A 12,370-nucleotide genomic window follows, 5' to 3' on the forward strand; every position below is an offset into this window, starting at 1 on the left:
CTTCAGCGCCTCGACGAACGTTCGACCGCGGCGAACAACCAGCCCGCGATCAGGATCATGCCGCCTGCAGGTGCCAAGCGCGTCGGCCAACCCAGAACATGCGCGCCGACGAGGCTCCCGGAGAACAGCAGCACGCCGAGGGCGAACGCGAATTGCGCGAGGCTCCCCGCGCGCGAACGCCCCGGCGCATAGCTCACCAGCGCGACGGCATGCACCAGCGCCATCGCGGCCGCGGTGTAGAGCGCGTGCTGCGCGTCACCCGTGGCCGCGTGCGCGGCGTACGCCGACAGCCCGACACCGCAGGCGCCGTACAGCCCGCCGATGACGCCCGGCCAGCGCGCGTCGCGGCTCACGTCCGCACCTTCGCGCGCCCCAACGAAAAACGCGCCGCAAGCGGCGCGTTTTCGAAGTCGGTCGGGATTACTTGACCGCCCACTGCAGCGTGTACTGGCCCTGCTCGGTGAAGCCGGCATCGATGCCGCCGGTCCAGAGCTCGTACGGGCGGTCCACGGTGGCGTAGCCGTGGGTCAGCGACCAGGCGCGGATCGCGTCGCGCAGGCGCTGCAGGTTGCCCATGTCACCCGTGAACGTGGTGCCGACGACCTTGGACGCGTCGTTGTAGGCGACCTTCACCGGCGTACCCGAGGTGCTGATGTTCTCGATCTTGTCGCCCGCGCCGGCCTTCTTCACCGGAACCGCGACGTCGAACGAGTAGTTCGCCGAGCCCTGCTCGTTGGTGATGATGCGGACCGGACCGGCCTGTTCGAGACCGTTCGAGGCGATGACCTTCTTGATCCACTCGAGGTTCGAGTTCATCTGCGCCTTGATCTTGTCGCGATCGATCGGCACCACGGCGCCGACGGTCAGCAGCGTCTCGGCCGGGCGGTTGCCCAGGGTCGGCAGCGGCGACTTGTACTGCGCCGGCAGCTGGCTGTAGTCGATGTTCGGGACGCCGGCGAGTGCGTTGGTCAGGCGACCGAGGCCCAGCTTGATGTCCTCACCGACGCTGTTGCTCACGTACAGGCCGGCGTAGCGCGCGATCGGATTGAAGCCGTAATCGACGTCGTAGGTCTGCGTGATCTGCGTGTTGCGGCCACGGTTGCCGACGGCCTGCAGGGTGAACTCGCTGCGCTTGTTGCTGCCCGGCGAATCGGTGGTGATCGCGTACTCGATGCGCTTGTTCGGCTCGGCCTGGGTGATTTCCCAGCTGCCGTTGCCGACGCCCCGAACCTTCGACTGGTAGCTGATCTTCGCGCCGACGCCTTCATCCTTGCCCGAGGTCTGGATCGACGCCGCCGGGTCGTGCAGCAGGATGGGGTTCCAGTCGGTGAAGCGACGGGTGTTGTTGAGCAGGTCGTACGCGATCGCAATCTTGCGATTCGACTGCACCGACTCGGAAAGGTGACGACTGCTGGGCAGGAAAATGCCCACGATCACGAACAGTGCGAAGACGATCGCGATGGAAATCAGGATCTCGAGCAAACGGGTCATTCAGGAGTTCTCCGGGGCCTGGCCCGCGCCACCCGTTGGCAGGGCCGAGGCGCAGACCGCCAATCGTAGCAAGACAGCGGCACTGGCGTGAACGCCGACGGACGGGTGCTGCCCCACGGCGTGAAGCAGACCCCGGTTTCGTCAACTGGCTGGCCGGCCCTCCACGATTGGCGCGTTGACTCTGCTAGGGCTGCGGTGTCACGGCCGCCTTCACGCAGCACGGACTTGCCGGCGCGGGCCGGCCGGGCCCCGAAACCCCTTGGACCCGCTCAAGCGGGAACGCTTCCAGCGCGGCGCGTGCGCGGACGCGGACGCGGATGCCGAACTTCGACGGCGTGAATGGACACCGCTCTCGGTGCATCCCCGCGTGCACCCGCGGACGCCCGGTCCGCCGAGCGGAGCCGGGCAGCCTGCCTCTCAGACCAGTTGCAGTTCGAACGCCTTCAACACGGCGCGGGTGCGGTCGCGAACGCCGAGCTTGGACAGGATGTTCGACACGTGGTTCTTGATCGTCCCCTCGGCCACGCCCAGCGAATTCGCGATTTCCTTGTTCGAGAAGCCGCCGGCCATCAGGCGCAGGATCTCGGTCTCGCGCTCGGTCAGCGGATCCGGACGGTCCAGGCTCACGAAGTCGTTGCGCATGTGCTCCAGGCCCGACAGCAGGCGCTGAGTCACCGCGGGCTGCACCAGCGATCCGCCGTCCGCGACGGTCTGGATCGCACCGACGAGCTGGTCCAGCGAGACGTCCTTGAGCAGGTAGCCCTTCGCACCCGCCTTGATGCCCGCCAGCACGAGCTGGTCGTCGTCGAAGGTGGTGAGAATGATGGTCGGCGGCAGCTGGCCGAGGCGCGCGAGGGTCTGCAGCGCCTCGAGGCCGGACATCACCGGCATGCGCATGTCCATCAGCACGACGTCGGGATTGACCTGCGGGATCTGCTCGACGGCCTGGCGCCCGTCGGCCGCCTCGGCGATCACGTCGATGCCCTCGGCCAGCCCGAGCAGCGAGCGCACGCCCTGGCGGACGAGGTTCTGGTCGTCGACCAGCATCACGCGGATGCGGCGATCGGATGGCGCGGTCATGCGGCGACTCCTTGGACGGCCGGGGCGGCCGCGATGGGTAGGACCAGCCGGAGACGGAAGCCATCCCCGGGGCGAGTATCGATATCGAGGGTGCCGCCCTGCTGCGCGAGGCGTTCGCGCATGCCGCGCAGCCCGTTGCCCGCCACGAGCAGGTCGGCGCCGCGACCGTCGTCGCGCGCGGTGACGACGATCGCGCCGTTGTCGCGACGTGCGTCGATCCACAGGTGGCGCGCGCCGGAGTGGCGTACCGCGTTCGTGATGATTTCCTGCGTGCAGCGCAGCAGCACGTGCGCGCGCTCGGGGTCGTCGATCGTCAGCGGCGACTCGATGTCCATGTGGATGTCGAGCGACGGCACGTTTTCGGCGAGCGGGCGCAGCGCGACGGACAGGTCCATCGCCCCGCCCTCGCGCAGTTGACTGACCGCCTCACGCACGTCGGTAAGTAACAGACGCGCGAGGGTATGCGCCTGCGAAACGTGCTCTTTCGCGCGCCCTTCGGCGAGATGGCCCGCGACTTCGAGATTCAGGCTCAGCGCGGTGAGGTGATGGCCGAGCAGGTCGTGCAGCTCGCGAGAGATGCGCGTGCGCTCGTTGACGCGCGCGCTTTCGGCGAGCAGCAGGCGCGTCGCGCGCAGTTCGGCGTTGAGTCGACGCTGCTCCTCGCGCGCGTCCGCCTGTTGGCGTGCGATCAGGCTGGTCGCGAACACGAACACCGAAAACCCGGTGTACAGCAGCGACTGCATCAGCGCTTCGAACACCGGGAAATGCAGACCGTAGACGAAGACCGGCATCACGGCGAACTGGCTCGCGATCAGCCAGGCGATGCCCGCGCGCAGGCTGAGCAACCAGGGCAGCAGGCAGGCCGCGGTCATCAGCAGCACGCTGCCGAGGCCACTGCGGTTGTAGTAGCTGACGCCGATCGCACTCGCGGTCAGCAGGAGCAGGCCGAGGATCTCCACCGGTCGCGCGCTGCGCCGGCCCAGGCCGTGCGTCAGCCAGGCATAGCTGAGGCCGAACAGGAGGTAGGCCGCCCAGCCCAGATAGGACATCGACTGCGGGCCGAACGAGTCCTCGCTGAGATCGTCCGGCGAAACCCCTGCGCCGAAGGCGACGTAGAGGAGAGGCAGGCCGACCATCGCCCACGTGGACAGGCCCGCGTAGCGCAACAGTCGGGTGTGATTCAGTTGGACCGGCATTCGGGCATCGTACGCCCCGTTTTCGTGACGCCATCCCGCCGAAAGTCATGCCAAGCGGCGCTGGCCCCGCCCGGTCGCCATGCGATAATCGCGCGCCGCGCCGCACTGGCGGGCTGCACGACCCCGGGAGCCGGAAAGAATGTCGATCGTCGTCCGCGACGTGCGCGAGCACGAGCTGGATTCCGTCCTAGCGCTGAACAATGCCGCCGGCCCCGCGATCCTTCCGCTGGATGCGACCCGTCTCCAGCACTTCTACGAAACCGCTGAATACTTCCGCGTCGCCGAGCGCGACGACTCGCTCGCGGGCTTCCTGATCGGCGTGGGCGACTCCGCGGAGCACGACAGCTCCAACTTTCGCTGGTTCCGCGAGCGCTATTCGGAATTCTTCTATATCGACCGCATCGTCGTCGCGAGCCGTCGCCGTGGCGGTGGTGTCGGCCGGGCGTTCTATGCCGACGCGCAGACCTACGCCGAACTGCGCTATCCGCAGATGGCCTGCGAGGTGCTGATGCAGGGCGGCAACGACCCGGTGCTTCTGTTTCACGGCACCTTCGGCTTCAACGAAGTCGGTCAGCACGTCATGGAGGAAACCGGCCTGCGCGCGTCCATGCTGATGAAGCCGCTGTGCAGCTATCCGTGGGTGCGCGACACCTACGGCCGCGACCTGCCGGACCAACCCTGGATCCACACCCCGCGGACGCGCGACGTCGCCCGTTCGCGCGCCGCCGGAGGCCGCGCATGAGCGCGCAAATGGATTTCGAACCCGCGGGCGAGCTGAAGATCGGCCAGGTCGGCATCGCCAACCTGCGCGTGCGCACGCTCGACGTCGCCAGGCTCGCCGACGAGATGCGCGGTCGCGTGCAGCGTGCGCCGAACCTGTTCGCACGCGCCGCCGTGGTGCTCGATTTCGGCGGCCTGACACGCACGCCGGACGTCGCCACCGCGCAGGCGCTGGTCGATGCGCTGCGCGAGGCGGGCGTGCTGCCCGTCGCCCTCGCCTACGGCACGACCGAGATCGAGCGCCTGTCCGAGCAGCTCGGCCTGCCCCTCCTCGCCAAATTCCGCGCGCAGTACGAGCGCGCCGACGGTGCTCCGGCGGAAGCCCCACCGCCGCCGCGTCGCGAACGCGCAGCGGAGCCCGCACCCGCTCCCGCGCCGGTCGCTACTGCCGCAGCTGCGAGCACGAATGCGCAACCCGGCCTCGTGCAGTCCGCGCCGGTGCGTTCGGGTCAGCAGGTCTATGCCGGCGAGCGCGATCTCACCGTTCTGGCGACGGTTGGCGCCGGCGCGGAAGTGATGGCCGACGGCTCGATCCACATCTACGGCGCGCTGCGCGGTCGCGCGCTCGCCGGCGCGCAAGGTTACGAACAGGCCCGCATCTTCTGCCGCGAGTTCCACGCCGAACTCGTCGCGATCGCGGGCCACTACAAAGTGTCCGAAGACATCCCGGCCCACCTGCTCGGCAAACCCGTGCAGGTGTGGCTCGAAGGCGGCCAGCTGCGCATCGAAGCGCTGGACGCCTAATCCGTCACACATCCGCATGCTTTAGGGCATGCTGTCGCCCGCACCGGCCTCGCCGGGCGGGGGCCTGAGCAACGAATCCGGAGGAACCTCAGTTGGCCGAAATCATCGTCGTCACGTCGGGCAAGGGTGGCGTGGGCAAGACCACCACCAGCGCCAGTCTCGCCTGCGGGCTCGCACGCCGCGGCCACAAGGTCGCCGTCATCGACTTCGACGTCGGCCTGCGCAACCTCGACCTGATCATGGGCTGCGAGCGTCGCGTGGTGTACGACTTCGTCAACGTTGTGCACGGCGAAGCCTCGCTGAAGCAGGCGCTGATCAAGGACAAGCGGTTCGAGACGCTCTACGTGCTCGCCGCCTCGCAGACGCGCGACAAGGACGCGCTGACGAAGGAAGGCGTCGAGAAGGTGCTGAACGACCTCGCCGCCGACGGTTTCGACTACATCGTCTGCGACTCGCCGGCCGGCATCGAGAAGGGTGCGTTCCTCGCGATGTACTTCGCCGACCAGGCGGTCGTCGTGGTGAACCCGGAAGTGTCGTCCGTGCGCGACTCCGACCGCATCCTCGGCCTGCTCGCGTCGAAGACGAAGCGCGCCGAGAACGGCGAGCGCGTCAAGGAGCACCTGCTGCTGACCCGCTATAGCCCCAAGCGTGTGGAAACCGGCGAAATGCTGAGCATCGGCGACGTCGAGGAAATCCTCGGACTCAAGGCGGTCGGCGTGATCCCGGAATCGGGCGACGTGCTGAATGCGTCGAACAAGGGCGAGCCGGTCATCCTTGAAACCCAGTCCGACGCCGCGCAGGCGTATGACGACGCGGTGGCGCGCCTGCTCGGCGAAAACCGTCCGATGCGCTTCGTGCAGGTCGAAAAGAAGGGCTTCCTCAGCAAGCTCTTCGGGGGTTGATCCATGGGCATCTTCGATTTCCTGACCGTCAAGAAGCCGACCGCGTCGGTCGCGAAGGATCGCCTGCGCATCATCGTCGCCCACGAGCGCGTGACGCGCGGTGGCCCGGACTACCTGCCGATGCTGCAGCGCGAGCTGCTCGAAGTGATCCGCAAGTACGTCAACGTGGACGCCGAAGCGGTGAAGGTCGACCTGATCGGCGACGGCGACAACAAGGTGCTCGACATCTCCGTCGCGCTGCCGGAAAACGGCGCGCAGGCCTGATCGTTTCCATGTTTCACCTTCTTCGATGCCCTCGCCCGTGCGGGGGCATCGTCGTCTCACGACCATGCTGACGCTCGCCGACATCGATTTCGACGCCGCTGCCGCGCTGCTGGCGCGCTACGGCCTCGTACTTGCGCGCGTGGCCGACGGCGAGACGATTCCGGGCAGCTACTGGGGCGAGTGCGAAGCCGGCCTGATCGGCTCGACCGTCTACGTGCGCAGCGACACGCCGGTGCACTCGATGCTGCACGAGGCCGCGCACCTGATCGTGCTGCCGCCGGAACGTCGCGAAGCGGTGCATACCGATGCGACCGATTCGATCGACGAGGAAAACGCGGTCTGCGTGCTGCAGTCGCTCCTCGGCGATGAACTGCCCGGCGTCGGCGCCGATCGCGTGCTCGCCGACATGGACACTTGGGGCTACACGTTCCGCCTCGGCTCCGCCAAGGCCTACGTCGAACTGGACGCGGACGACGCCTGGGCGTGGCTGCAACGCGCGGGCCTCGCCGACGCCACCGCGCGGCGACTCGTTCCTCCGGCCTGAACGGCGCGCGCCGCAGTGCGCCTTGCACCGACCCGGGGCGGCCTCTAGCCTGCGACGACGCCCTTCCCCGGAGTGCCCGCCATGAAACCCGCCCGCGCCCTGCTCACCATGAGCATCGTCGCCGTCCTCGGCCTGTCCGGCTGCAAGGCGCCGCCCGGAGCGTCCACCTCGACCGGCACCACGCCGCCCACCACGGCCGCGACGCCGCCGGAAAACGAAACCGCCGACCAATTCGTCAAGCGCGTCAACGACGAATACCGCGCGATGTATCCGGAGCTGACGTCGGCCCAGTGGCTGTCGTCGACCTACATCAACGACGACAGTGAACTCGTGTCATCGAAGGCGAATGAGCGCTACCTCGCGCAGCTCAACGCGTGGATCGAGCAGTCGCGCAAGTTCGAAGGGCAGAAGATGTCGCCGGATACCGCACGCGCGATCCAGCTGCTGAAGCTGCAGGCCGCGATGCCGCCGCCGAAGAATCCGAAGGACCTCGCCGAACTCACGCAGATCGCGACGCGCATGGAAGGCGCGTACGGCAAGGGCACCTATTGCACGGGCGAAGGCCCGGCGAAGACCTGCCGCCAGCTCGGCGATCTGGAAGAGGTGCTGGCGAAGAGCCGCGACTACGACGAGCTGCTCGACGCGTGGCAGGGCTGGCATTCGACGGCGTCCGCGCAGCGCAAGGACTACACGCGCTTCGTCACGCTCATCAATGAAGGCGCGCGTGACATGGGCTATGCCGACGCCGGCGAGCTGTGGCGTTCGGGCTACGACATGACGCCAGCGGAACTCTCGGCAGAAACCGATCGTCTCTGGGGCCAGGTGAAGCCGCTCTACGAGCAGCTGCACTGCTACGCCGGCACCAAGCTCGACGCGAAGTACGGCGCGCAGCGCGGCCACGTCGCCGGGCACATGCTGCCGGCGCACCTGATGGGCAACATGTGGCAGCAGGACTGGGGCAACCTCTGGGACATGCTGGCGCCGTATCCGGGCGCGGGCAGCCTCGACGTCAATTCGTCGCTGCAGGCGCAGTACGACAAGAACCTTGCCGCCGAGACCGCGAAAATTCCCAGCGACCACTCGCCATCCGCGATGTCGCAGGCCGAGCAGGATGCACTGCTCGCCACGGCGAAGCAGATGAACGAGCGCGCGCAGGATTTCTACACGTCGATCGGCATGCCCAAGCTGCCCGAGTCGTACTGGGAGAAGACGCAGTTCATCAAGCCGCGCGATCGTGACGTGGTCTGCCATGCGTCCGCGTGGGACATGAACATGTCGGGCGACGTGCGCGTCAAGATGTGCACGAAGCCGACGGAAGAAGACTTCACGACCATCTATCACGAGATGGGCCACGTCTATTACTACCTGGCCTACAACAAGCAGCCGCCGCTGTTCCAGGCGGGTGCGAACGACGGCTTCCACGAAGCGATCGGCGACACGATCGTGCTGTCGATGACGCCGGCCTACCTGCACCAGATCGGTCTGGTCGACGCCCCGGCGCAGAGCAACGAAGCCCTGATCAACGCGCAGATGCGCATGGCGCTGGCGAAGGTCGCCTTCCTGCCGTTCGGCCTGATGATCGATCGCTGGCGTTGGGGCGTGTTCGACGGCTCGATCAAGCCGGAGAACTACAACACCGCGTGGTGGCAGCTGAAGGCGAAGTACCAGGGCGTCGCGCCGCCGACGCCGCGTAGCGAAACCTTCTTCGACCCGGCCGCGAAGTACCACGTGCCGGCGAACACGCCGTACACGCGTTACTTCCTCGCCGACATCTTGCAGTTCCAGTTCTACAAGTCGCTGTGCGATGCGTCGGGCTACAAGGGTCCGTTGTACGAGTGCAGCTTCTACGGCAATCCGGAAGCGGGCCGTCGCTACCTGACGATGCTGTCGCACGGCGCGAGCCAGCCGTGGCAGAAGACGCTCAAGGAAATGACCGGCAGCGAGAAGATGGACGCGTCGGCCGTGCTCGAGTACTTCGCACCGCTGCAGCAGTGGCTGAAGCAGCAGAACGAGGGCAAGACCTGCGGCTGGGAGCCGAATGCGGTGACGTCGGCGCCGCCAGCACCGGCAAAACCCGCCGCGCCCGCCAAAGCGTGATCGATCGAAGGGCCGGCACTGCCGGCCCTTCTTCGTTATGGCTTACGGCGTCGGTACGTCCGCACCTTCGCAACGCAGCGCGTTCTTTCGCGACATCGCGTTCTCCCAGCCCCAGAACGCGAAAGCGATCAGCGTCATGGCGGTGGCCGCAGCGGCGAGCCACAGCGTGTGATGCGACAGGAGCGGCGACAGCACACCGGCGACCAGCGCGTTCATCACCAGGCTGGTGAACGCCTGCAGCGACGACGCCGAACCGCGCTGGCGCGGATACATGTCGAGGATCGCGAGGGTCAGCACCGGAAACACCAGCGCGATGCCGAACGCATGCAACGTCATCGGCAGCACCGCCCACGGGATCTCCGGGATCGGCACGATCGCGTTGTAGGCAACGTTGAAGGCCATCGCGATCGCCGTCGAAACGAAGCCGATGCGCACCAGCCGATCGCCGCTGAGCTTCCCCGCCGCGCGTCCTGACACGAACGCGCCGAGGATCATGCCGCCGATGGTGGGCACGAAGAACCACGCGAACTCGGTCTGGCCAAGATGGCGGCCGTGCAATCGCAACATCTCCAACACGAACACCGGCGCCGACGCGATGTACAGGAACAGCGCGCTGAAGTTGAACGACGACGCCGCGGCGAGGCGCTGGAAGCGCGGGTTGACGAAGATCGCGGCGTAGTCGCGCAGTAGCGACTTGGGGACGAAGGGAAGTCGCGACGCCGGGGGATGCGTTTCCGGCAGCACGACCCACGTCGCGATAAGCAGGACGACGGCGAACGCGACCAGGAACCAGAAGATCATCGGCCAGCGACTCCAGCCCAGCAGCCATCCGCCGATGACGGGCGCGATCGCCGGTGCGATGCCGAAGATCATCGACACCTGGCTCATCAGGCGTTGCGCGTCGGGGCCGTGCAGCACATCGCGGATCACCGCGCGGCCGACGATGAGGCCGACACCCGACGACAGCCCCTGCAGGGCGCGGAACGCCAGCAGCGTCGGCAGGTCCTTCGCGAGTGCGCAGCCCGCCGACGCCGCGACGAACACCACCAGCCCGCCGAGGATCACCCGCCGGCGCCCGATCGCATCCGACAGCGGCCCGTGCACCACGCTCATCAGCGCGTAGGCGATCAGGTAGACGCTGATCGTCTGCTGCATCGCCACCGCGTCGGCGCCCAACTGCGCACCGATCTGCGGGAATGCCGGGAAGATGGTGTCGATCGAGAATGGGCCGAACATGGCCAGTCCGCCCAGCAGCAGGGCAAGGCGTCGCGTGGACGGGCGGAGGGTCGGCGTCATGGATCGGGCCGCGGCGGGGCGCACTAGGGTAATCGCTGCGGCCACCCGCTCTTGGCGTCGATGACGAACACCACGTTGCACGGGACATACGGCCGCTTCGTCATGACCAATGGAACGCGCCATCGGCCCGGCGACGGTTGTTCCGTCACGACCCCGGCCTTACGTTGGACGCATGGCCTCCCCCGATCCCCTGAGCGTCGCCGTGCGCGGCACGCAACGCAGCGATTTCGGCATCGTCCGCTCGCTGTTCCCCTACCTCAAGCCGCACATCGGCCGCATCGCGTTCGCGATCGCCTGCCTGCTCGTCGCCAAGCTGCTCGGCCTCACGGTGCCGATGCTGCTCAAGCGCATCGTCGACTCGCTCAACATCGAGGCGACGCTGCGTGTGCTGCCGGTTCTGCTGCTCACCGCGTACGGCGCGGCGCGCGTTGGCGTCAACCTGTTCACCGAATTGCGGCAGGTGGTGTTCGCCCGCGTCATGGCGCGCACGGCGCGCGAGGTCACGTTGAAGGTGTTCCGCCACCTGCATGCGTTGAGCCTGAAGTTCCATCTCTCGCGCCGGACCGGTGGAGTATCGCGCGACGTCGAACGCGGCGGCACCGCGATCACCGACCTGCTCGACTGGACGATCTACACCATCATCCCGACGATTCTCGAGGTCACGCTGGTTACGGGTTTCCTCGTCATCCATTACGGCTGGTCGTTCGGCGTGATCACGCTGCTGACGCTCGCCGGCTACATCGGCTGGACGTTCGCCGTCACCGAATGGCGCACGCGCTACTACCGGGCGAAGGTCGAAGCCGACACCAAGGCGAATGCGCGCGCGGTCGATTCGCTGCTGAACTACGAGACGGTGAAGTACTTCAACAACGAGGAACACGAAGCGGGTCGCTACGACGAGAATTTGCGCACCGTCGAGGAAGCGACGGTGATGAGCCTCAAGTCGCTAGCCGTGCTCAACGTCGGCCAGACCGCGATCGTGTCGCTGGGCGTGACCGCGCTGATGTGGCGCGCGGCGGCGGGCGTGGTGGCGGGGCAGTACACGCTGGGTGACCTGGTGCTGGTGAACGCGTACCTGCTGCAGCTCGCAGCGCCGTTGAACTACCTCGGCATGATGTACCGCGAGATCAAACAGTCGATCACCAACATGGAGCGCCTGTTCGGCCTGCTCGACGAGAAGCTCGATGTGCAGGACAAGCCCGGCGCGCTGCCGCTGCACACGCGCAAGGCGCACGTTCAATTCGAGGACGTGCGCTTCGCCTACGACCCGCGTCGCGAGATCCTCAAAGGCGTGAACTTCGAGATCCGCCCCGGGCAGACGGTCGCCGTGGTCGGTCATTCGGGCTCGGGCAAATCCACCCTCGCCCGGCTGCTCTACCGCTTCTACGACCCGGATTCCGGCCGCATCAGCATCGACGGCCACGACTTGCGCGATCTCACGCAGGGCTCCGTGCGCGCCGCCATCGCGACGGTGCCGCAGGACACCGTGCTGTTCAACGACACGATCTACTACAACATCCACTACGGTCGCCCCGACGCGACGCGTGAGGAAGTGGAAGCTGCCGCGAAGGCCGCACACATCCACGAATTCATCCTCGCGATGCCCGACGCGTACGAAACCGAAGTCGGCGAGCGCGGCTTGAAGCTCTCGGGCGGCGAGAAGCAGCGCGTGGCGATCGCGCGTGCTCTCTTGAAAAACCCCGCCATCATGATCTTCGACGAGGCGACATCCGCACTCGATTCACGCTCGGAGAAGGCGATCCAGGCCGAACTCGAACGCATCGCCGAAGGCCGCACGACGCTCGTCATCGCGCATCGCCTGTCGACGGTGATGAATGCCGACCGCATCCTGGTGATGGACGCCGGCCGCATCGTCGAACAGGGCACGCACGAGGAGCTGATCGCCTCGCTCGGCCATTACGCGCAGCTGTGGCAGCTGCAGTTGCAGGCGGCGGACGAGGCGGCCGTCGCCTGAT

General features: G+C 67.1%; 12 protein-coding genes. 7 read left to right on the plus strand and 5 right to left on the minus strand.

Annotated features, from left to right (window positions below):
• Positions 1-2 precede the first annotated feature (2 nt).
• The 4 genes from DWG18_RS08920 to DWG18_RS08935 all read right to left on the minus strand — a co-directional run bounded on the left by DWG18_RS08920 (position 3) and on the right by DWG18_RS08935 (position 3,767).
• A complete protein-coding gene (locus tag DWG18_RS08920) occupies positions 3-353 on the minus strand; it encodes a DUF423 domain-containing protein (protein ID WP_162823776.1) in 351 nt (116 codons plus the stop codon).
• 67 nt (positions 354-420) lie between these two features.
• Entirely contained in the window at positions 421-1,491 is a 1,071-nt protein-coding gene (locus DWG18_RS08925; protein ID WP_115646867.1) for an SRPBCC family protein, read from the minus strand.
• A 417-nt stretch (positions 1,492-1,908) separates the two neighbouring features.
• The gene (locus DWG18_RS08930) at positions 1,909-2,571 is read right to left on the minus strand and encodes a response regulator transcription factor (RefSeq protein WP_115646868.1); all 663 of its coding nucleotides are present in this window, start codon (positions 2,569-2,571) and stop codon (positions 1,909-1,911) included.
• Entirely contained in the window at positions 2,568-3,767 is a 1,200-nt protein-coding gene (locus DWG18_RS08935) for a sensor histidine kinase (protein ID WP_115646869.1), read from the minus strand. The genes DWG18_RS08930 and DWG18_RS08935 overlap by 4 nt, the downstream gene beginning before the upstream one ends.
• Before the next feature lie 139 nt (positions 3,768-3,906).
• On the opposite strand from DWG18_RS08935, the gene DWG18_RS08940 reads away from it, so the two are divergent.
• The 6 genes from DWG18_RS08940 (at position 3,907) to DWG18_RS08965 (ending at position 9,098) form a co-directional block, all read left to right on the plus strand.
• The gene (locus tag DWG18_RS08940; RefSeq protein ID WP_115646870.1) at positions 3,907-4,509 is read left to right on the plus strand and encodes a GNAT family N-acetyltransferase; all 603 of its coding nucleotides are present in this window, start codon (positions 3,907-3,909) and stop codon (positions 4,507-4,509) included.
• Positions 4,506-5,291, plus strand: coding sequence for a septum site-determining protein MinC (gene minC, locus DWG18_RS08945; protein WP_115646871.1), 786 nt, complete (start codon positions 4,506-4,508; stop codon positions 5,289-5,291). Before DWG18_RS08940 ends, minC begins: the two co-directional genes overlap by 4 nt.
• A 92-nt stretch (positions 5,292-5,383) precedes the next feature.
• Complete coding sequence (gene minD / locus DWG18_RS08950; RefSeq protein WP_115646872.1) at positions 5,384-6,193, plus strand: septum site-determining protein MinD; 810 nt, start codon at positions 5,384-5,386, stop codon at positions 6,191-6,193.
• Positions 6,194-6,196: 3 nt separating this feature from the next.
• Positions 6,197-6,457, plus strand: coding sequence for a cell division topological specificity factor MinE (minE, locus tag DWG18_RS08955; RefSeq protein ID WP_115646873.1), 261 nt, complete (start codon positions 6,197-6,199; stop codon positions 6,455-6,457).
• Between the two features lie 64 nt (positions 6,458-6,521).
• Positions 6,522-7,001: a hypothetical protein gene (locus DWG18_RS08960; protein ID WP_115646874.1), complete on the plus strand. Its 480-nt coding sequence runs from the start codon at positions 6,522-6,524 to the stop codon at positions 6,999-7,001.
• 81 nt (positions 7,002-7,082) lie between these two features.
• Positions 7,083-9,098, plus strand: a complete 2,016-nt coding sequence (locus DWG18_RS08965) for a M2 family metallopeptidase (RefSeq protein ID WP_115646875.1) — start codon at positions 7,083-7,085, stop codon at positions 9,096-9,098.
• Positions 9,099-9,140: 42 nt separating this feature from the next.
• Here DWG18_RS08965 and DWG18_RS08970 read toward each other — a convergent pair whose 3' ends face one another.
• On the minus strand, positions 9,141-10,394 hold the full coding sequence (locus DWG18_RS08970) for a multidrug effflux MFS transporter (RefSeq protein WP_115646876.1): 1,254 nt from the start codon (positions 10,392-10,394) through the stop codon (positions 9,141-9,143).
• 172 nt (positions 10,395-10,566) lie between these two features.
• On the opposite strand from DWG18_RS08970, the gene DWG18_RS08975 reads away from it, so the two are divergent.
• Positions 10,567-12,369, plus strand: coding sequence for an ABC transporter ATP-binding protein/permease (locus tag DWG18_RS08975; protein WP_115646877.1), 1,803 nt, complete (start codon positions 10,567-10,569; stop codon positions 12,367-12,369).
• Position 12,370 lies beyond the last annotated feature (1 nt).

The sequence above is a fragment of the Lysobacter sp. TY2-98 genome, from assembly GCF_003367355.1.
Lineage (GTDB): Bacteria > Pseudomonadota > Gammaproteobacteria > Xanthomonadales > Xanthomonadaceae > Cognatilysobacter.

What these genes read in the sequence shown, in the direction of transcription:
- DWG18_RS08925 (WP_115646867.1), bottom strand. Translation starts at nt 1,491, where the DNA reads ATGACCCGTTTGCTCGAGATCCTGATTTCCATCGCGATCGTCTTCGCA.
- DWG18_RS08930 (WP_115646868.1), bottom strand. Translation starts at nt 2,571, where the DNA reads ATGACCGCGCCATCCGATCGCCGCATCCGCGTGATGCTGGTCGACGAC.
- DWG18_RS08935 (WP_115646869.1), bottom strand. Translation starts at nt 3,767, where the DNA reads ATGCCGGTCCAACTGAATCACACCCGACTGTTGCGCTACGCGGGCCTG.
- DWG18_RS08940 (WP_115646870.1), top strand. Translation starts at nt 3,907, where the DNA reads ATGTCGATCGTCGTCCGCGACGTGCGCGAGCACGAGCTGGATTCCGTC.
- minC (WP_115646871.1), top strand. Translation starts at nt 4,506, where the DNA reads ATGAGCGCGCAAATGGATTTCGAACCCGCGGGCGAGCTGAAGATCGGC.
- minE (WP_115646873.1), top strand. Translation starts at nt 6,197, where the DNA reads ATGGGCATCTTCGATTTCCTGACCGTCAAGAAGCCGACCGCGTCGGTC.
- DWG18_RS08960 (WP_115646874.1), top strand. Translation starts at nt 6,522, where the DNA reads ATGCTGACGCTCGCCGACATCGATTTCGACGCCGCTGCCGCGCTGCTG.
- DWG18_RS08965 (WP_115646875.1), top strand. Translation starts at nt 7,083, where the DNA reads ATGAAACCCGCCCGCGCCCTGCTCACCATGAGCATCGTCGCCGTCCTC.
- DWG18_RS08970 (WP_115646876.1), bottom strand. Translation starts at nt 10,394, where the DNA reads ATGACGCCGACCCTCCGCCCGTCCACGCGACGCCTTGCCCTGCTGCTG.
- DWG18_RS08975 (WP_115646877.1), top strand. Translation starts at nt 10,567, where the DNA reads ATGGCCTCCCCCGATCCCCTGAGCGTCGCCGTGCGCGGCACGCAACGC.